General features: G+C 51.4%; 12 protein-coding genes. 6 read left to right on the forward strand and 6 right to left on the reverse strand.

Annotated features, from left to right (window positions below; genetic code table 11):
• Positions 1-18: 18 nt before the first annotated feature.
• Positions 19-3,084, reverse strand: a complete 3,066-nt coding sequence (locus MKQ68_RS17405) for an amidohydrolase family protein (RefSeq protein ID WP_264280228.1) — start codon at positions 3,082-3,084, stop codon at positions 19-21.
• Between the two features lie 148 nt (positions 3,085-3,232).
• On the opposite strand from MKQ68_RS17405, the gene MKQ68_RS17410 reads away from it, so the two are divergent.
• From MKQ68_RS17410 to uxuA, 5 genes are all read left to right on the forward strand, one after another.
• Positions 3,233-3,655: a DUF4890 domain-containing protein gene (locus MKQ68_RS17410; protein WP_264280229.1), complete on the forward strand. Its 423-nt coding sequence runs from the start codon at positions 3,233-3,235 to the stop codon at positions 3,653-3,655.
• 157 nt (positions 3,656-3,812) lie between these two features.
• Positions 3,813-5,081, forward strand: a complete 1,269-nt coding sequence (locus MKQ68_RS17415; protein ID WP_264280230.1) for a Gfo/Idh/MocA family oxidoreductase — start codon at positions 3,813-3,815, stop codon at positions 5,079-5,081.
• A gap of 33 nt (positions 5,082-5,114) precedes the next feature.
• Positions 5,115-8,453, forward strand: a complete 3,339-nt coding sequence (locus tag MKQ68_RS17420) for a 3-keto-alpha-glucoside-1,2-lyase-like domain-containing protein (protein WP_264280231.1) — start codon at positions 5,115-5,117, stop codon at positions 8,451-8,453.
• 97 nt (positions 8,454-8,550) lie between these two features.
• Positions 8,551-9,792 (forward strand): glycerate kinase type-2 family protein, encoded by a 1,242-nt coding sequence (locus MKQ68_RS17425; RefSeq protein WP_264280232.1) that lies wholly within the window; start codon positions 8,551-8,553, stop codon positions 9,790-9,792.
• Positions 9,793-9,891: 99 nt separating this feature from the next.
• Positions 9,892-11,064, forward strand: coding sequence for a mannonate dehydratase (uxuA, locus tag MKQ68_RS17430; protein WP_264280233.1), 1,173 nt, complete (start codon positions 9,892-9,894; stop codon positions 11,062-11,064).
• 114 nt (positions 11,065-11,178) lie between these two features.
• On the opposite strand, the gene MKQ68_RS17435 is transcribed toward uxuA, so the two are convergent.
• Genes MKQ68_RS17435 through MKQ68_RS17445 form a run of 3 tightly spaced genes read right to left on the reverse strand, consistent with a single transcriptional unit; the run spans position 11,179 to position 15,131 of the window.
• Positions 11,179-12,468, reverse strand: coding sequence for a TolC family protein (locus tag MKQ68_RS17435; protein WP_264280234.1), 1,290 nt, complete (start codon positions 12,466-12,468; stop codon positions 11,179-11,181).
• A gap of 37 nt (positions 12,469-12,505) precedes the next feature.
• Entirely contained in the window at positions 12,506-14,086 is a 1,581-nt protein-coding gene (locus MKQ68_RS17440) for a DHA2 family efflux MFS transporter permease subunit (protein WP_264280235.1), read from the reverse strand.
• 4 nt (positions 14,087-14,090) lie between these two features.
• Positions 14,091-15,131, reverse strand: coding sequence for an HlyD family secretion protein (locus tag MKQ68_RS17445; RefSeq protein WP_264280236.1), 1,041 nt, complete (start codon positions 15,129-15,131; stop codon positions 14,091-14,093).
• A 167-nt stretch (positions 15,132-15,298) separates the two neighbouring features.
• Here MKQ68_RS17445 and MKQ68_RS17450 point away from each other — a divergent pair, with 167 nt between their 5' ends.
• Complete coding sequence (locus MKQ68_RS17450; protein ID WP_264280237.1) at positions 15,299-15,769, forward strand: MarR family winged helix-turn-helix transcriptional regulator; 471 nt, start codon at positions 15,299-15,301, stop codon at positions 15,767-15,769.
• Between the two features lie 6 nt (positions 15,770-15,775).
• Here MKQ68_RS17450 and MKQ68_RS17455 read toward each other — a convergent pair whose 3' ends face one another.
• Complete coding sequence (locus MKQ68_RS17455) at positions 15,776-18,412, reverse strand: CHAT domain-containing protein (RefSeq protein WP_264280238.1); 2,637 nt, start codon at positions 18,410-18,412, stop codon at positions 15,776-15,778.
• A gap of 74 nt (positions 18,413-18,486) precedes the next feature.
• Positions 18,487-20,478 carry a PKD domain-containing protein gene (locus MKQ68_RS17460; RefSeq protein ID WP_244842852.1) on the reverse strand — a complete coding sequence of 664 codons (1,992 nt, stop codon included), beginning with the start codon at positions 20,476-20,478 and terminating at the stop codon, positions 18,487-18,489.
• Positions 20,479-20,755 lie beyond the last annotated feature (277 nt).

The raw sequence follows: 20,755 nt of genomic DNA on the forward strand, positions 1-20,755 counted from the left end.
TGGTCTTGTTTTTTGCGTTTACAATTCGGCGTGACTATCGCTCAGGATGTGGTGTACGTGGCCGGCCTGGAGGTCTTCGCAATGATAGATCTCTTCGCGGGTAGGCACCGGGCGCGTAGTGGGCGCACCTTTCTTTTTATCGCCGAGCATTTTACCGATCAGGCGGGCGCGCTCTTCCGCAATACGTTTGCGGAGTTCCAGGTCTTGCTCGCGATCGAAGTATACAATACCGTCCACAATGGTTTTCTCTGCCTTCGCGTACACGCTCAGCGGATGCTCATTCCAAAGTACAAGGTCTGCATCTTTACCTGCTTTAATGCTACCAGTTTTGTCGGCCACATGCAGCAGTTTAGCCGGATTGAGCGTTACCATTTTCAGCGCGTCCTGCTCGTCCATATCGCCGTAAGTAATACTTTTTGCAGCTTCGTGGTTCAGGCGGCGGGCCATTTCGGCATCGTCGGAGTTGATGGCAGTAAGTACGCCTACACGCTGCATGATGTTCGCATTGTAAGGGATCGCATCCTGCACTTCCATTTTATACGCCCACCAATCGGCGAACGTAGAACCACCGGCACCATGCTCCTTCATTTTGTCGGCTACCTTATAACCTTCGAGAATGTGGGTAAAAGTATTCACTTTAAAACCGAAGCGGTCCGCTGTTTTGAGCAGCATGTTTATTTCACTCTGTACGTAAGAGTGACAGGTGATGAAACGTTTTTTATTGAGGATTTCCACCAGCGCATCCAGCTCCAGGTCGCGACGTTTGCCTGCGCCCTCTTTCTCATAATCTTTCGCACGGGTAAACGCATCTGCCAATACCTGCTCCACGCCCATACGGGTTTGCGGGAAACGGGTACGTTGGTTCTCGCCCCAGTTGGCTTGCTTTACGTTCTCACCTAAAGCAAATTTGATGAACTGATCCGATCCTGCGAATTTGAGGTCTTCTGCATTGGCACCCCAGCGCAGTTTGATCAGCTGTGACTGTCCGCCGATGGTATTGGCAGAACCGTGCAACAGGTGGGACGATGTTACGCCACCGCTCAGCTGCCTGTAAATATTCACATCATCCGGGTTCACCACATCGGCTATACGTACTTCCGCCGTAACAGATTGCGTGCCCTCATTCACCCCGCGGGAAATCGCGATATGCGAGTGTTCGTCGATGATGCCGGCAGTCAGGTGTTTGCCCGTACCGTCGATCACCCTCGCGCCTGCGGCGCTCAGGCCTTTACCCACTTGTGCAATCTTACCGCCGCGTACCAGCACGTCCGCATTTTCCAGTTTACCCTCTTTCTCGTTCGTCCAAACAGTGGCGTTTTTGATCAGGATCACTTCCTGCTTAGGTGCGGTTTCCCAACCATACCCCACAAACGGGTAATATACATTACCCAGTTGCGGCGCATCTTTCTTCTTCACCGAATCGCTTTTCACCTCGAATGGTTTGGAAAGAGCGGCCGTCCAGGTGATAGCGTTGCTGTTCGTATCCAGACCGGTACCGCTCCAGCCAGACTGACCGACGATACCACTCAGGCGCAGTTGCTGTGAGTCGCCTTTCTTCAGCGGCAACGTCAGTTTTACCAGCTGACCGGTTACACTAATTTTTCCGCTGAGCGTATCTTTCTGTAATACAGACACCGCAGGAGCAGTAGCTGTTCCTTTGATGTCGATGTTCAGGCGCTGACCATTGGTGAGCGTGAGGGCGTAAGTACCGCGGATGTCGGCCCAGCCTTCCGCTTTCACTTCATATTTAGCGCCTTGTACCCAGTTCTGATAAATCACCGTATTCTCTGCGAAGATCGGACCCGAGGTTACCAGGAAGTTCGCGAGCTTGCCAGCTTCTAAGCTGCCCACTTTATCACCGATCTTCAACAGGGAAGCAGGTGTTTGCGTGAGTGCTTCCAGGGCGCGCTTTTCGGACAGGCCATACTCTATCGCCTTACGAACGCTGCTGAGGAACGTTTTCACATCCCGCAGGTCAGCTGCCGTTAACGCAAAAGTGATATTGGCTTTTTCGAATGCCGCCGGTTCGGTCGGCGCCAGCTCCCAATGTTTCATATCCGCCAATGCTACAAAACGCGCGTCGTTCGGATCTTCCATGTCCATAGCAGCCGGGTAGTTCAGCGACAGGATGAAGGCAGCTTTGGTGGCAGCGATTTCTTTCATACGCTGGTATTCGTTGTTGCCGGATTTAATGATGTACTGCACCCCAAATTCATCGCCTATCTTGTCGGCGCGCAACACGTTCCATTTATCGTTGGCTTCAAATATCTGCGGATACTGCTGGTTGTCGTTCCAGGCTTTCAGGCTCAGGTTAAGGCCTTCTTTCGCAGGGGCTGATTTATACCATTGTCCGTCCAGGTAAGACTGGCGCAGCAATGATATGACGCCCATCAGGGAAGATGGATAATCCTGTGTAGAGGAGCCTTTATCAAAAGAAAAGTGGTTAGAAGCTTTTTCGCGGATGATCACTTTGTTTTCGCGATCGTTTGCCAGTGTTGCTATTACGCCTGTTCCGCGGGCAATGCCGTCGGCCTGGTGACTCAACACCGTACCGAAGCCTTGTTCACGCAGGCCTTTCGCCTTTTCTTCGTTCACCGTAAATAAGGCAACCGCGTCTACTTCACTTTTGATCGCCTGGTTCCAGCCGAAAGCACCTTTCGTGTTGGTTACGAACTGCGGTCCGCCATCACGGCCACGGAAACCACCTGTGCGGGCGGGCGTGCTCAAACCGTAATCGCTGTACATATCGATAAAAGACGGGTAGATGAATTTACCTTTACAGTCGATTACCACTGCATCTTTCGGGATGGCAGCGCCGGCGCCGGCAGCTACGATCTTGCCATCACGGATCACGAGGGTGGCGTTTTTCAGGGTCGTTTGTGCGTCTTTAACCAGGGTCGCTTGCGTAAACGCGTAACAGCCTTCGCGTGGTTCCGATATCCCGTTAATAGGATACGTTACCTGCGCCCGGGCAGACACAGCCGCTAACAGGCCGCATAGCCCCAGGGCCAGCCTGGCAAGAGAACGCTGCCCACCTGTCACTGTCAGGCGGCTCTTCTCATAAAATAAAGGTCCAGATTTCATGCAGTTATGATTGTTTATTTAGATTTTGATGGATAAGTCGGCGGCAAACAGGATAAAGTCTTAAATTTAGTAAAACATTAAGCGTATCACACAACGTTTAAGTATAAATTTTACGAATGGTATTAAAGTTGGACCTAATCCTGGTTTTATGAAAAGAACAAGCTATCCCGGACTCCTTGCCACTTTGTTGTTACTGTTATCCTTTGCTGCCACCCATGCACAGGACACCGCCCGATCCGATGGCCGCTGGAATGCCAGTGCCAAGGCCGACAAGCTGAGTGATAAGATCGACAAGGAATTGAATCTTACTAAAGAACAAGCCGCGCAAATTCACACGATCAATACAGACATCAGTCACCGCCGCGATGCGATCAAACGCGATACCACCATCGCAAAAAAACAGCAGTTGCTGCAGGTAAGAGCGCTGGATGCCGAGCGCAGCCAACGTTTCAAGACCGTGCTTACCCCCGTCCAGTATAAAAAGTGGAACGATTGGGAGATGAAGAAGAAAGAGCGGCTGGAAGCTAAAATGGACAAAAAGCAGGATAAAAAGCTGGCCAAACAGCATTAAATAGATGAACGCCGCCTTAACGGGCGGCGTTTTCGTTCCCAGGTAAAAATCAATGATAAAGGGCTAACAGCCGCTGAAAGATAGTTGTATCTTGTCGGCCAGGGTAACCATTCCCGCTATTGTGTAATCTATTTCCTTATTCATTTCCCAAGAAAAAATGGAAACTAAAACCAATTATTCCAGGAGGTCCTTCCTGAGAAACTCGCTGGGAACAGTCGCGGCATTCACCATTGTGCCCAGGCATGTGTTAGGACGCGGCTTTATTGCACCCAGCGACCAGCTAACAAAAGGCATCATCGGCACCGGCTCGATGGGCCGCGGTCACATTAAGTATGCAGGCACCCGCGTGGTGGCGCTCTGCGACGTAGACAAAGGGCACCTGAAAACCGCGGTAGGCATGGTGGAGAAAGGCGTTAAAACCTTTTCCGACTATCGCGAACTGATCCAGCTGCCGGAAGTCGACATCGTACACATCGCCACACCACCGCACTGGCACGGCATTATGGCTGCGGATGCGGCACGGGCAGGCAAAGACATCTGGTGCGAAAAACCGATGACCCGCACGATCGGCGAAGGCAAACGTGTGATGGAAGCAGTGCAGCAACACGGCCGCATCTTCCGCCTCAACACCTGGTTCCGCTTCGAAGACCGTTTTTACGGGATGGGCACCACGGTAAAGCCTATCCGCAAACTGGTAGAAAGCGGCCTGTTAGGCTGGCCCCTGAAAGTAACGGTAGGCAAACACACCGGCTTCGACTGGAAATTTTACTGGGTAGGTAAAACCAATCTGCCGACACAAAGTGTGCCCGCCGACCTGGATTACGAAATGTGGTTAGGCCCTGCTCCTTTCCGCCCTTACACCTCTCACCGCGTGCACCAAACCTTCCGCGGCTATTGGGATTACGATGGCGGCGGCCTGGGCGATATGGGACAACACTACCTCGATCCCGTGCAGTACATTTTAGGCAAGGATAACGAAAGTCCTGTTTCCGTAGAAGTAGATGCGCCGCAGCAACACACCGACGCTGTAGGCACCTGGCGGAGAATAACGTACACATATGCAGACGGCTGCCAGATCATTCTCGACGGCGAGGGTAAAGACGAAAAAGCCGCTTACATTGCAGGTCCGAATGGCAACCTGTATCCCGGCTTTAAATCCAACATTCCAGACCTGGAAAAGAAGCTGTCCGCCTTTCCTGATCCCCAGCCGCAATTGACAGACTTCGTAGCCGCCGTAAAAGATCGCCGCAAGTTTGCGTTGAATGAAGAAAACGGGCATCGTTCGGCCACGATCGTGAACATGGGTAAGATCGCCCTGCAGCTTAACCGTTCCCTCAAATTCGATCCTGTTAAGCAGGAGTTTATCAACGACGAAGGCGCCAATCGCCTGATCGACCAGCCTATGCGCGGTCCATGGAGTATTTAACAAACAGCATCTACGTACATAGCACTCATCTACATGAAGAAGATATTTAACTATATCATTGCCGCCTGTCTCATCACCAGTAGCCTGCACGCCCAGGCACCGGCCGACCAGCGCGCGCTTACCACGCGTATTGCGGACCTGTTGCAGCAAATGCCTGCAACCGGCAGCAATAAGCAAAACAGCTACATGAAAGAAGTAAGTTCGCTTGGCGAGCAGGGACTTACAGACATGATCACCATGCTCGCACCTGAAGGCAAAGGCGATAATACCACGCTGCAATACGCTATTGGCGGTTATGCCGCTTATGTAATGCAACCCGGCCAGGAGCAGGCGCGCAACACCGCTTGTCGCGCGTTCGCCGCCGCCCTGCCCAAACTGGCAAAAGACGAACTCCGTGATTTCCTGATCGGCCAGTTCCAGTTGATCGCCAACAACGAATCGGTGCCCGCCCTTCAACCTTACCTGAATAACGAACGCCTCTGCGATCCCGCGGCGAGGGCGCTAGCGGTGATCAACACCCCGGATGCACAAAAGAGCCTGCTGAATGCACTGGCATCCGCATCTGGCAAGAGAAAAATTTATCTCATCTCGGCACTTGGCGACACCCGCAGCAAAGCGGCTGTAAATGCAATTACCGCGCATGCTACTTCGGAAGATGCGGCACTTCGTAAGATCAGCCTCTATGCATTGGCCAGGATCGGCGATCGCCAGTCGGCAAAGTTGTTGGAAGAACAGGCGGCGAAAAGCGGTTACACTTTTGACGTGACGAATGCTACCTCATCTTATCTGTTGTACCTGCAGCAGTCGGGGCATACGGAGCTGGCTACCGCTTTATCAAAAAAGCAATTACCGGTACATACCCGCACCGTGGTGCTGAAACTATTATCAGACCTTCAGGCCGATAAGCGAATTGCTTTACTCACCGCTGCGATGACCGATAAGGATGCGGAATACCGTACCGCTGCGCTGAAGTACGCCGCATTACAACCATCAGATGAAGCCGTTGCCGCATGGACTAAAACCTATGCGAAGGCAAACGCCGCCAGTAAAGCAGGCATCCTGTCCTTACTCGGCGCATCCGGCAGCAAGCAGGCATTGCCGGTAATACAGGCCGCGTTGAAAGACGAAAAAGTAAAACTCGCTGCGATACAGGCGGCTGGGCGTACAGGCGACGCCTCCCTCGTACCGGCATTATTAAATACATTGAAGGCGAGCGACTCCGCCACCGTGCAAGCGGTGAAACAAGCGTTGTTAACGATTAAAAGTGAGCAACTCACCAGCCAGGTAGCGGCATATCTTCCTAACGCAAATCCCCTTGCACAACAGGCGTTACTGGACGTACTGGCTGCCCGTAAGGCAAATGGCCAGTCCGCCGCAGTATGGGCTGCCCTGAAAAGCAACAACGAAGCCGTGAGTAAAGCCGCCTACCAGGCATTACCTGCCGTAGCCGATGCGAGCCAGCTGCAACAATTATTTGACCTGCTGCCGACGACTAAAACCGCTGCGCAAACAAGTCAGACCCAGGCGGCCATCGTAGTCGCACTGGCAGGAACGTCGGAAGCAGATGCAGTGGCACGCGTAGCCGCCGAAATGAAGAAGGCACCTGAACGTTACCTGAACATGCTGGCCGGTATTGGCGGCAAACAGGCGATGGACATGGTGCTGAATGCGTATCGCGACGGTAACGAAGCTACCAGACAGGCGGCGCTTAAATCTTTACTTTCCTGGAAAGACGCCTCCGCCGCTCGTCCGTTGCTGGCGACGGCAAAACAACATCCGGCGGCTTTACAAGGCGTTATCGACCTGGTAAGCCGCTCCGGCTGGACGCCCGACCAGAAATTTCTCGTGCTGCGTGAAGCCATGGAAGTTGCAGGCACATCTGCCCAAAAAGCAAAACTGCTGAAGGAAATTGAGAAGTGTAAAACCTTCCCGGCATTGATGTTTGCAGCAAAATACATCGGCGATGCCACCGTACAGCAGGAAGCAGCAAGTGCGTTTGCTGTGATCGCGCTCTCTAATAAAACATTTAACGGACCAGCCGTACGTGCATTGCTGGAAAAATCGATTGGTCTTATTAAAGGGGCGGACAGCGATTATCAGAAGGAAGCCATTCGCAAACACATTGCAGACATGCCTGCCGGGGAAGGCCTCTCGCCTATCTTCAACGGCAACGACCTCAGCGGATGGAAAGGCCTTGTAGGCAATCCGATTTCCCGGGCGAAGATGAATGATAAACAGCTGGCAGCCGCGCAAAAGAAAGCAGATAGCGCAATGCTTGCCGGTTGGAGTGTGAAGGATGGCTTACTGGTATTTAATGGCCATGGCGACAACCTATGCACCGTTAAGAAGTACGGCGATTTTGAAATGTATGTCGACTGGAAAATCACCGCTGAAGGGGATGCAGGCATCTATTTACGCGGCACACCGCAAGTGCAGATATGGGATACTTCCCGCAGAAGCGTAGGTGCGCAGGTAGGCTCCGGCGGCTTGTACAACAACCAGAAGAATCCGTCCAAACCGTTGGCCGTAGCCGATAACGCAGTTGGTGAATGGAACAACTTCCATATCATCATGAAAGGCGATCGCGTTACCGTATACCTTAACGGCGTGCTGGTAACAGATAACGTGATGCTCGAAAACTACTGGGACCGCAACCTGCCCATCTTCGTTGAAGAACAGCTGGAATTACAGGCACATGGCACCTACGTTGCCTACCGCGACATTTACGTTCGCGAGATCCCCCGCACGCAGGCATTTGCGCTGAGCGAGCAGGAAAAGAAAGAAGGCTACCGCGTACTGTTCGACGGAACGAATATGCATCAATGGACAGGCAACACCACCGACTATGTAATGGAGAATGGTGAAATGGTGATTTACCCCGCTAACGGCGGAAAAGGTAATCTCTATACTAAAGATCAATTCTCCGATTTCGTATATCGTTTCGAGTTCCAGTTAACACCTGGCGCTAATAACGGACTGGGTATCCGCACGCCGATGGAAGGTGATGCTGCCTACCAGGGCATGGAACTCCAGATCCTCGACAACGAGGCCGACATCTACAAAAACCTGAAGCCTTACCAGTATCATGGTTCTGTGTACGGCGTTATCCCATCCAAACGCGGTTACCTGAAACCGATGGGTGAATGGAACTACCAGGAGGTTGTGGCGCAAGGCAATCGCATCAAGATTACTTTGAACGGCACCGTTATTCTCGATGGTGATATTGCCGAAGCGAGCAAAAACAATACGGAAACCGCCGACCACAGGCCGCACCCCGGCTTACTTAATAAGACCGGCCATATCGGCTTTTTAGGTCATGGTGCAATTGTGCGTTTTAAGAATATCAGGGTGAAGGAATTGAAATCAAAATAATCATCTTACATTAGCAGGAACGGGATCGCTTTTTTTGCGGTCCCGTTTTTTTTTAGAACGGTGTATACATAGCTTCCCCTATTTCTTACCTTTAAATATGCACCCTGCTGTCTCTATCTTCCACGCTGCCATCCGCGCTGTACAGCCTTCGCAGATCATACCGCCCTGTGTACGCTGGCAAGACGGATTATATATCAACGATCAGCCGGTACCGTTAAACGGCCGCCTGTTCCTCATAGCCGCCGGCAAAGCGGCAGCCGCCATGGCGTTGGAAACCGAGAAGATCATCGGGCCGCAATTAACAGCGGGATTAGTCATCACGAAACACGAACACGGCCTGCCCTTACAATACTGCCGGCTCATCGAAGCGGGGCATCCGCTGCCGGATGAACATAGCATACAGGCTGGCGAAGCAGTAAAAACCATGCTCACCGGCCTCACTGCAAATGATGTGGTCATCCTGCTCCTTTCTGGCGGCGCATCCTCGCTGTTAGCTGATCTGCCTGAAGGAATGACACTGCAACAATTACAGGCCGTGTTCGATCAACTGATTAAAAGCGGCGCAGGTATACATGAAATCAACACGATACGTAAACACCTCTCGCACCTCAAAGGAGGCGGACTGGCAAACATGACGCACCCCGCACAACTGTACGTACTGGCACTCTCCGACGTGGTAGGCGACCAGCCGGATGTGATTGGGTCGGGGCCGGCGTCGCCGGATACGAGCAGCCTGGAAGATGCGCAGGAGATCGCACATCGTTACGAACTAAAAGACTTACCCCTGCATGAAACGCCTAAACCGGGCGATGCGATCTTTCAGAACATACATTACCACCTGGCAGGCAATAATCGCATGGCTTTAAATGCCGCTAAACAACAGGCGGAGCAATCAGGTTATCATACGAGCATCCTAACGGATACGGCTACGGGAGTGGTAGAAGACCTCTGCCAGCAAATATTGCAGGCCGCGCATCAATATAAAGGCCCATTGCCCGCCTGCCTGCTGATGGGCGGAGAAAGTACCGTCATCGTTACCGGCAACGGCAAAGGTGGCAGAAATCAGCAACTGGCGCTGCTCGCCGGACAAGCGTTGCCAGCCCACCTCACTATCCTGTGCGGCGGTACGGATGGTACAGACGGCCCTACCGATGCCGCCGGTGCCATGGTGAATGCGGACATCATGAAAGCTGCTACCGCCCTGGGCCGCGACGCACAAGTTTACCTCGCCAACAACGACGCTTATCACTTTTTTGAGCAAACGGAGGGACTAATACATACCGGCCCTACGCAGACGAACGTAATGGACATTATCATCATATTAATCGAAAGACACTGACCGTTCGTCGCTTTTTCCTGTTTCATACTTGGTATTATCAGTTTTGATCCTATTTTTGAGGTTTCAAGCCTTTATTAAAGCGTTAAACTGTTTTTTAGCATGTTGAGAATGGAACAAACCTGGCGCTGGTTCGGTCCCAATGACCCTGTCAGCCTTTCAGATATAAAGCAGGCAGGTGCTACCGGCATTGTGACCGCACTGCACCACATTCCTAACGGAACTGTATGGACGAAAGAAGAAATCACCAAACGCAAACAGGAAATCGAAGCAGCCGGCCTTACCTGGTCGGTGGTGGAAAGCATCCCGGTGCACGAAGAGATCAAAACCCAGACTGGCAGGTTTAAAGACCATATCAAAAGCTATCAGCAAAGCATCCGCAATCTCGCGGCCTGCGGCATCCATGTCGTTACGTATAACTTTATGCCTGTGCTGGACTGGACGCGTACCGACCTCGCATTTACGGTAGAAGATGGCTCTAAAGCGCTCCGCTTCGATAAAGCTGCCTTTATGGCCTTCGACCTGTTCTTGCTGCAACGCCCGGGCGCCGAAAACGATTATCCGGAAGAAGAGATATCCCGCGCCAAAGAGCTGTTCGACAGTATGACGAACGAGGACAAACACAAACTGCAACGTAACATCATCGCCGGTTTACCAGGTTCCGAAGAAAGCTTCAGCCTGCAGGAATTTCAGGCGGCGCTGGATAAATACAAAGACATTGATGCGATCAAACTGAAACTGCATCTCTTCTACTTCCTGCAACAAATCGTTCCGGTAGCAGAAGAAGTGGGCGTTAAACTGGCCATCCATCCGGATGATCCTCCATTCCCGATCCTGGGTCTGCCACGGGTAGTGAGTACCGAACAGGATGCACGCGAACTGCTGGCCACCGCACAATCGCCAGCTAATGGACTTTGCTTCTGTACAGGGTCTTATGGCGTAAGGCCGGATAACGATCTGCCAGGCATGGTAGAACGCCTGGGCGATCATATCCACTTCATTCACCTCCGTTCTACTAAAAGGGATGCACTGGGCAACTTCTACGAAGCCAACCACCTCGAAGGCGATGTAGACATGTACGCGGTCATCAAAGCCATTGTACAAACCATGAACCGCCGCCAGGTATCTATCCCTATGCGCCCGGACCACGGCCACCAGATGCTCGACGATCTTAAAAAGAAAACCAATCCTGGCTACAGCGCTATCGGCCGCCTGCGCGGACTGGCAGAGCTACGCGGACTGGAGCTTGGCATTGTGCGTAACTTAACGAAGTAAATCATCCACATAAAAGCAAAAGGCTCGTGATCAATCACGGGCCTTTTGCATAAAAGAGAAGCCCCGGCTATAAAAGCCAGGGCCATAAAACACACTACGAAAACAAAACAAATCCTATCTCCAGAACTGATTGCCGTTCAGATGTAATAATTCCAGGCTGGAAATCGACAGCTGATATTGATATTGAATTTTTGATAACTGAGCTTCTAGTAAAGACGTTTGCGCGTTCTGCAGATCGAGATAAGTGATCACCCCATTTTTATAACGCGACTGCGCCAACTGCACCGCCCTGTCGGCCTGGCGGAGTAATACATCCGCCGTTTTGAGCCTTTCACGGTTCGATTGGATATCGGAGTTTTGCTGCGCGATCTCTTTTACCACATTATCTTTCACACCGGCAGTATTCCATTTGGCAGCTTCCACCTGTTTGGCGGCAATACTTTCCTGGAGTTTGTTGCGTTTACCATTATAGATCGGGATGGCAAGGCTTACACCGGCGTTGTAGTTCCATTTCGGCGTATTCACATCCGGGAGATAACCGTTTTTAACGCCCGTGCCAGCATCCAGGTAGAGAGAAGGAGTGAAATCACGTTTAACAGATTTCAATTCCATTTCGGCTACCCTTTCTTTTTCAAGCGATGTTTTGATCGCGGCGTTTTCTGCCAGTGCCGCCGTATCCACCAACATTTGCTGTGGCGCAGCAGGCCAGCTAAAATCGGCCCTAATGCCACTTTGGTCAGGCGAGCCGGTGAGGTATTGCATGTTCGCTACCTGTTTTTCCAACTGATTGCGATACTCGATTTTGCGGTTGCGGTAATTTTCAAGCTTTACTTGTGTATTCAGCAGCTCCAGGTCGATCGCGTCACCATTTTTTAAACGTTGCTGTACGATCTTTTCGGTTTCTTCCAGCAGTTTGATGTTGGCATCCTGCACATCAATGTTATTACGCAGGTAAGCGATGTTCAGGTATACAGCAGCCACCTGGAAGGCCAACTGTTCTTTCGCTTCGTCCGTTTGCATGCTCAGCAGGTTTTGCTGCGCCTGTGACCTGGCGATCGCGCTGCCACTCTTGCCAAAGTCGAGCAATAACTGGCGGCCACTTACGCCCACATTTACATTTTCGGAAGGGAACGGCTGAAACGCAGCACCTCCAAAATCCAGTTTAGGGGCGGGATACAGGTGCATGTACGACACATCACCATGTACCTGCGGCATACGTTGCGTTTTAGTAAGATCGGTTTGATCGGCCGCAATACGTTGCTGTGTTTGCAGCGCCTTGATCTGTTTGTAGTGCTCGAACGACTGGTTCACCAGCTGCTGCAGATCTGTAGGCGCCTGTTGCGCGTGCAGTGCGGCAAAGCCTGGCCCGGTAAGTAAGAGTATAGCAAGAAATATCTTTTTCATGTTGTTGTTTGTTTTCGCCCGAAGGCTTTTTATTCGGTTAGTGCGCATGTTCGGCGGCTTCCTTCATCGCGGCTGCGCTTACGCTTTTCTTTTTCACGAAGAACATAATGGGCAGGATGCAGACAAAAAAGAAACCAACGATCCGGAACGCATCAAGGTAAGTGAGAATGTAGGCGTGTTTCTCCACCGTATTGTTCACCATGCCCCAGGCAGCTTTCATCGCATCGATCGCATTAATGCCTTTTGCCATTAAGGCATTGGCGTATTGATTGACGCGCTCCATCGCCATGGGATTGTCCGCATTTACATAAGTGCGTAACTGATCACGGTGGATGGCAAAGTTGTTAGCCACATACGTGTTCATAAACGCGATACCAAATGCACCACCCAACTGCCGAAGCATATTGTTGATCGCGATACCATGCGGCATTTCATGCGGTTTAAGTCCGGACACTGCCTGGTTGGTCAGCGGCACGCTCAGCGTCGCAGAGCCAAGTCCTCTCAGCATCAACGGCCAGAAGAAGAAGGCTACACCCGCTTCGGAGCTGGCAGACGACATCCAGAAACAGAAAACTGCAAACATGATGAAACCCGCAGTGATCAAATACTTCGGCGGTACGCCCCGCTGTATCTGTTTACCGACGATCGGCATCGTTACAGCTGCCAGCAAAGCGCCGGGCAACAACGATTCACCGGTCAATACGGCCGTAAAGCCCATCACACGCTGCATCCACACCGGGTACACGAACATCGAACAATAGATACCCATACCCATCACAAACGTAAGTAAGGTGGTAATGGCCAACGTTCGGTTCTTCAGTACTTTCAGGTGAATGGCCGGATGATCGGTGGTAAGCTCCCACCAGAGAAAGGTGATAAACGCCACCACGGTAATGATCGCCAGCACCACAATATGTTTGGCTGCAAACCAGTCTTCCGACTGCCCTTTTTCAAGTATGTACTGCAAACAGCCCACCCAGGTCATGAGTGTGAGGATACCGATATAGTCTATCTTGATGGCCTTGCGATCGATGTTGTATTCATGCTCCTGCTTATCGATATAATTAAATACCAGGAAGGCAGCAATGATGCCCACGGGTACGTTGATGTCGAAGATCAATGACCAGTGAAAGTTTTCAACGATATAACCACCGAGCGTCGGACCGATGGTAGGGCCGATGATCACACCCATCCCGAAGATGGCCGAAGCCGTAGGTCTTTCACTTACTTCGAACGTATCGAACAGGATCGACTGGGAGGTGGAAAGCAGGGCGCCACCGCCTATCCCCTGTATGAACCGGTAGGCGACCAATTCCCATAAGGAGTGGGCGTTTCCGCACATGAAAGAGGATAAGGTGAATATAATGATGGAGAAAAAGTAATAGTTCTTTCGGCCGAAATAACTGGCCAGAAAGCCTGTCATCGGGATAACGATCACGTTTGCAATAGCGTACGCGGTCACAATCCAGGAAGCATCTTCAATGGTAGCCCCAAGGTTACCACTGATCTGCGAAAGGGCCACGTTTACAATCGTCGTGTCTATCAGCTCCAGCATGGTAGCCGATATCACCGTTGCAACGATGATCCATTTTTTGAAACCTTTGGGTTTAAGTGACATACCATTAATATTTTATAGCAACTTCAACACTGAGACCGGCGCGGAGCTTGTCTGCATACTTATCTGCATTATCAAGCAGGATCTTTACAGGTACGCGCTGTACGATCTTTACGAAGTTACCGGTAGCGTTGTCGGGCGGCAGCAGGGAGAATTTCGCACCCGTGGCCTGGGAGATTTCCACCACTTTGCCAGTCAGCTTGTCGGCATAACCGTCAATTTCTATTTCAGCTTCCTGACCCAGTTTGATGTTCGGCAGTTGTGTTTCTTTAAAGTTGGCCACTACGTAAAAGCCAGTACCATCGATCACCGTAAACAGGTTTTGACCCTGTTGTACAAACTGTCCGGCTTCAATCGGTTTTCTGCCGATCTTACCATTTGCCGGCGCGATAATATGGGTGTAAGTGAGTTTAAGGGTCGCCTGATCTACCAAAGCCTTTTTGCTGGCCACGATCGCTTCCGCCTGTTTGATTTTACTGGCGGCAACGGTAATACCTGCTTTCGACAGTTCAATCTGGTCCAGGGCAGCCTGGTACGTTTTATCGTTGGCCAGGGAGTTGGCTTTCGTATCGTCGAGCTGGCGGTTCGTGATCGCCTGGTCGTTGAACAGGTTTTGGTCACGGCGGAGGTCGGCGGTAGATTTATCTTTCTTTACTAAGGCCACTTGCGCGTTGGTCTGCGACATTTTAAGGGTGGCACCCGCATTGGTCATTGAGGCCTTGGCGGTTTCGAGGTCGGCCAGCGCCTGGGCGTAATCCGCTTGGGCCTGCTGCAGGGCAATTTTATACTCTTCGTCGTCAATTACCACTAGGGTATCACCTTTCTTAACGGCCCCATAGTCCTGAATATCAAGGCTTTTCACATAACCTGCCACGCGGGCGATTACCGGGGCTGCATGGCCCTCGATCTGGGCGTTGTCGGTAGTTTCGTGACTCCTGGCGTACATCCAGGTTTTAATGCCGTATGCTGCACCTGCGATCAAAATCGCGATAAATACGATGCGCATCACTAATTTCCCTTTGCGGGGATTTGCATTTGCTGTTTCCATTGTGCTTGAATTATGCTTATGTGTGTGTTTGATAACACAAAAGTAAACCTAGTTTACCAAATAGTCGCTTTAGTTGACTATTTTTAATCTAATTTTAATTTTGTACGGTAGCGCTATGAATTGTATGTTGCGCACCCAATCGACAAAAACACGTTAAAAGACAGCATATGGCACCAACTCGTGACGAAAAATTACAGGCAATCATCTCCCAACGCAGCAGGTCGCTGATAAAGCTGGTAAGCCTTGTGAAGAAAGACATAGAGACCAAACTGATGGACCGCCTCCATTCTATGGGGTACGAAAACTTCAAGATGGGCGACATGGTTTGCCTGGCGAACGTGCAATTAGACGGTACGATCAATAATGAACTGGCCAAAAAGGCGAAAATCACCAAACAGGCGATGAGTAAGGTGGTGAAAAGCCTGGAAACAGAGGGCTACATCTATACGCGCAAGCACGAAACGGATAATCGCGCGTCAGTCATCTATCTCACCGACCGGGGCAAAGACCTGGCGATTACGGCATTTGAGTGTGTCAGGGAAATACAAGCCGACTATGTAAGCATCATCGGGGAAGATGATTCGGAGAAGCTGCGCGAGATACTGACGAAGCTGTTAACTAAACTGGATATGTTATAAGCATCCTTAATTGTCCGCATACCGCTGCCGGTAAAATACATACCACCACGTCAGCCCACCCGCCAACAGCGATAACAACAGGGCCTCCAGCCAGTACATCCATTTTGAATTATTTTTTGCAACGATGATCGCCACGGGATGATGGTGGCCTGCATAGGTTAGCGAAGCCCAGTAGTACGGCAGCTTTAACAACTGATTATCGTGTGCAGATCGCAACCAGTCTTTCTTTGCATCATGTAACGCAGCCAACGGACTTTCCGCATGTTGCAGGTGGCGATAAAATGTACCGGTAATACCCGCTGCAGCTGCATCATGTACATTCCATAAACCGGCCACGATACCACCCGCACCGGATGCTGCGAATTCTCTCGCCAGACTGATAATCCCCTCCCCTTCCGCCAGCATCCCGTCGCCTGTCCGGCACGCACTCAATACAACCAGGCGGGGATGAAACTGTAATCCATACAACTCGAATAGGAAAAACTGTCCGTCCGCCAACTCCAGCAACGGTAAATCCTGTTTACCCTGCAACGCTGCGTGCGTTCCCAAATGTAATACTGCCGCCGATGCAAAAGCCTTGCGCAAGTTAGCCAGCGACGCTTCCTTTTCACGGAAGAACTGTCCGCCGACGGCCGCACTTACCGCCTCATATTCCTTTTGCACGGCCGGAATAGGCGGCCGCCCGGCTGTGCCCTGGGCGATAAAAAAGCCTGTCAGGTTAGCCTGTTGGGGCGCTGGCTGTTGTTGCTGCTGCAACCAGGTTTCCAGGGAGTATGCCAGGCCAATAGGCGCGTGGTGCAGCAGGTAGGGCCAGCGTGCAATGTTGGGCGAATAGATGGAATCGGTTACCAGCGCATCGAAAGGTAAATAACCTAACCATCCGTCCGGCACTACGAGACAGCGTTTGCCTGTTACGGGCCGCTGCCAGAGTTGCTGATACAAACGCCATGCAGCCTGATAATAATCCGATGGCACATTGATCATTGCCTGCGGGCCATTTCGGAAATAAGTGGACACGAAATCCTTTACCTGTCGCTGTATTACCGCCCCACTATCCAGCCGCTGCACGCGATGTATTCCTTTGCGATCAAGATCAATGATAAAAATATAGCGCTCGCCGGCAAAGAACGACTTCACGGCGGTTCCTTCCGGCAGTTGTGAAAACACATCCTGCCTGGACCGCTGGTAAAGCATCGGGTATTTCACTTTCAGCTTTTCCTGTAGCAGGGACAACTCGTACGCCACTTCTTTCGCTTCCGATTTGGCCGCCTGCCCCGCCAACGCCGCCTCGCGCTCGTAATACGCCATTGCCTGCATCAAACGCCGCTGCCGCGCGAGCAATGAGTCGCTTGATTGTAACCGGCTATATTGGAGGTTCGTCCACAATTCCTCCATCAGGGTTTGCGACTTGCTCATTTCTGAAATGTCGAGCAGCGTATGCGCGTATTGGTTGTTGCCGGTACTGTTGTACAAGTCGTACGCCAGCTCCATCGCCGTTTCGGCCAGTATACGGCTTTGCTGCTGATGCAACATACGGGTGCTACGACTGAAGAACTCGCGGCGCAGTTTACGTTCCACCGCAAACGTAAGCAGCAGGTATTGCAACGCCTGTTGTTTATCGCCTTGTTCTACCAGTGCCCGGGCTTTTCCCTCCAGCGCATCTATCAACATAAATTCACCATACAGGCTGGATGAATCGGGCAGCTGACTGTTTTTATAACCCGGCAGCATTAAGCCCAACGCCTGCTCAAACTGGCGCACAGCCACGGCCGGCTGCTTCATCTGTAAATAAATATTCCCGGCTTTTACCAGCAACCTGGCGCGCTCCCGTTTGCGACCGGCATCCAACACATACAGCGCCTGGCGATAAGCGCGTAAGGCCTCCTGTGGTCGCTGATCGGTGGCAGCTACATTGCCTGCCACCTGGCTGGCGGAACTGAGCCAGTAATGCGTGTTCTCTTCTTTACGGGCGTTGCTTAATATGCTGATGGCTTTCTTTACATGATAACGGGCACTGTCCTGCTGTTTGGTTTCGTGGTATACATCGGCCAGCGTTGCGTGTAGAAGACCGGCAATGCTGCTGCCGGGCGGCGCGCTTTGCAATCCCGACCATGCATATCGTTTCGCCTCGTCAAATTGTTCCAGCATTTGCGCAGCAACGGCCAGGTTACTACAGGCACCGGCAATGGCACGGGCATCATTCCGTTCGCGAGCAATACGTAAACTCTTGTCATGAATAAACTGCGCACGTTCATAATCACCCAGTCGGGTGTAATTATTACCGAGCGGCATCAGTACAAACTCCAACACATCGGTGTCAGGCACCGGATCATCATAATAGTAACGGTACGCAGCTTCGTAAGCCTGTATAGAAGGGATGATGTGACCTGTGTACAATTGATAATAGCCCTGGTAAGTGTGCAAGTCCAGCCAGGCGAGGCGTTCGTGGTTGTTGCGGGGGAATCGCCAGGCGGCTGACTGCGTTGCCATCAGGAAAGTAAGACGATGCGCGGGATCTTCTGCGGCATAATCCATGCGGGCATAGAGCCACTCCTCGAGGTTATCGGCCTGTTGCAGTTTACGCAGAACAGAAGTATCCTGCGCAAATAACGCATTCGCGTATACGCAGCACAGCCAGGTCATAACGTACCGTAAACAGGGATGGATATGCATTTATTGATCTTTAACCCGCCGGACAGGCACCAGGTTAAAGATAACTAAAATCTCCAGGTTGCATAGAGGAACAGGTACTTGCTTGACCCTTCCAGGTAATGATAGTAACGTACTCCCAACGCCGGGCCTACGCGGGCCATGCCTAAGTTAACATCTGCGAACAACGCACTGTTAAAGGCCTCGAACCGTTGTTTGGTAGCGGGTTTCTCACTTTCCAGTGTAACTTTCCTGGGATCGGCCGTGCCTAACTCTGCGAGTTCGATCTCGTCACGATCATAGGTTTTACCAAAGGCGGTGATGCTGCACGAGGCACCTGCGCCCACACCAATGAAACGATTCACGTTGTAACGCAGATGCACCGGCACCACGTCCAGCAACAAAGCCGAGCTAACGGCATAGGTACTGCGCGAGGTAATGAGATAACGTGTTTGACCGATGGAGGTATCGCGTTGCAGGTCCGATCTGCGGGTAAGCGTTTCAGACCGTTGGCGGACATTAAAATAGATTTCCGGTTGCAGGTAAAACCGCCAGGGGGAATAGGTAGATAAGGCTGCACCCAACACCAGGTCCCTCGTATTGGCAGCGGCCGAATCTTTTGGATATCCGATACGATAACCGGCAATACCGATCGCGGACAGGCCCGGCTGCCAGCGACCGACAGACTTATTGGTGATAACAGGTTCGTTCTTGTCAAACACGATACTGGCCTGGCTTTTAAACGGCAGCTTCTGTATGTCCTTCAGAAAACGGATGCGATATTTTACAAAGCCTTTCGTACTATCGTCTTCATTCACGCCCTCCTGTTGCATGCCCGGCAGGTAGATATTCCGGAACACAAAGAATACGCTGTCGCGACGAATGATGGTGTCCAGGCAACTCTGTCCCGCATACGCACTGTCACACATCACACATTTTGGCGAAAAGTCGGTTACTTCCAGCGTAGCAGCATCCAGCCGCGAAGGGATGGTGACGCCGATCTTTACCATACTGGCCGGACCTTTACCCGTGTTCTGAAACTCCACATGGTAATTGAGTTGCTTACTCTTTTTCACGAAACGGTAATTCAGCAACTTGTTGCGCAAACGCATGCGGTTAGGGTCATGAGAGGCGACGATCTGCATTTCCATATCGAACTTTTCCAGCGGCAGGGCGATGTCATCAGGTACAAAGATGGCGCTGATCGTTACTGTCGCATTGGTGTCCTTAATCATTTCGGGTGTGGTGCGCAAGGTGAGGAAGAGGAATTGTTCCTGCTCACTTTGAAGATCGTCGAACCGCCACGCTGCCTGTTCGCGAAACAGCGACTGCGTTTCGGCCAGCAGGGTCGTGAAAGCGGTCTTCCGGCTGGGATCTATGTACACAGCAGGCGATGGACCACGCGTCGCGTACACCTCCTGCTGCTCCAGCTCCTGCGCCGGCAGCATGGTCAGCATTTCATCGATGGTGGTCCTCTTTTCCCGGTGATAGGTACGCGCATCTTCCAGTTTAAAATTATCTTTCTTAAACTGCTTCTCATTATAAAACACCAGCAAAGAGCCGCTGGCTTTGGTGGCACCCGGATTACGATAACCGAGTACCGCCACCATATCCTCACCCGGCCGGGGCATACGATTGATTTTCATGTCCAGCACGCCACCGTTTTTAAAGAACCCCGATCCGCGCCACGCATCTGCCGTTACGGCTTTTGTTTTCACTTTTACGCGGCGCGGCTTACTGGTAGGCGGCCTGCCATCGTCATAATTATTCGTGGCCCACAGGCGCAGGTCATAGTCGCCGGTGTCTTTATAAATATGTACCGGGTCTTTTTCAAAGCTGAAAGTTCCATCCCCAAATTCCCAGAAGTAAGTATAGAACGGATCCGGTGCACCCGCTATCTTCCTGAGCGGACGCAATTCTGCACGCAGGCTGGTTTTATTGCCGGACTGGTCAACGTGAACAGTAGCAGGCAGGGTGTCACTTGCCAATTGTGCAAATGCTGCCTGGTAAAGGCCACAGGATATGAGGAGGGATAAAACTGCAAAGAAGCGGTATGACATACTGCCAGGGATTTGAAGTAAAATAATACATTTCCGGCACTCACCCTTTTTTCAAAACAGGAAATACCGGCCATAAGCCGGTGCTCCTGTCGGTATAACGGTTAATAAAAGTCAGTTGCTCACTTTACGCCGAATGATGTTCAACGCCAGCAACAACAGGATACAACTCATGAAAGTAAAGCCAATCAGTTCCATATCCGAAAATGTTTGTTACCTGGTTATATCAACGGACGCCGGCAAATGTTACCCTCACTTTTATAAAAAAGGTTTTAATATC

It is taken from the genome of Chitinophaga horti (genome assembly GCF_022867795.2).
Taxonomy (GTDB): domain Bacteria; phylum Bacteroidota; class Bacteroidia; order Chitinophagales; family Chitinophagaceae; genus Chitinophaga; species Chitinophaga horti.

What these genes read in the sequence shown, in the direction of transcription:
- MKQ68_RS17450 (WP_264280237.1), top strand. Translation starts at nt 15,299, where the DNA reads ATGGCACCAACTCGTGACGAAAAATTACAGGCAATCATCTCCCAACGC.
- MKQ68_RS17425 (WP_264280232.1), top strand. Translation starts at nt 8,551, where the DNA reads ATGCACCCTGCTGTCTCTATCTTCCACGCTGCCATCCGCGCTGTACAG.
- MKQ68_RS17435 (WP_264280234.1), bottom strand. Translation starts at nt 12,468, where the DNA reads ATGAAAAAGATATTTCTTGCTATACTCTTACTTACCGGGCCAGGCTTT.
- MKQ68_RS17460 (WP_244842852.1), bottom strand. Translation starts at nt 20,478, where the DNA reads ATGTCATACCGCTTCTTTGCAGTTTTATCCCTCCTCATATCCTGTGGC.
- MKQ68_RS17440 (WP_264280235.1), bottom strand. Translation starts at nt 14,086, where the DNA reads ATGTCACTTAAACCCAAAGGTTTCAAAAAATGGATCATCGTTGCAACG.
- MKQ68_RS17420 (WP_264280231.1), top strand. Translation starts at nt 5,115, where the DNA reads ATGAAGAAGATATTTAACTATATCATTGCCGCCTGTCTCATCACCAGT.
- MKQ68_RS17455 (WP_264280238.1), bottom strand. Translation starts at nt 18,412, where the DNA reads ATGACCTGGCTGTGCTGCGTATACGCGAATGCGTTATTTGCGCAGGAT.
- uxuA (WP_264280233.1), top strand. Translation starts at nt 9,892, where the DNA reads ATGTTGAGAATGGAACAAACCTGGCGCTGGTTCGGTCCCAATGACCCT.
- MKQ68_RS17405 (WP_264280228.1), bottom strand. Translation starts at nt 3,084, where the DNA reads ATGAAATCTGGACCTTTATTTTATGAGAAGAGCCGCCTGACAGTGACA.
- MKQ68_RS17410 (WP_264280229.1), top strand. Translation starts at nt 3,233, where the DNA reads ATGAAAAGAACAAGCTATCCCGGACTCCTTGCCACTTTGTTGTTACTG.
- MKQ68_RS17445 (WP_264280236.1), bottom strand. Translation starts at nt 15,131, where the DNA reads ATGGAAACAGCAAATGCAAATCCCCGCAAAGGGAAATTAGTGATGCGC.
- MKQ68_RS17415 (WP_264280230.1), top strand. Translation starts at nt 3,813, where the DNA reads ATGGAAACTAAAACCAATTATTCCAGGAGGTCCTTCCTGAGAAACTCG.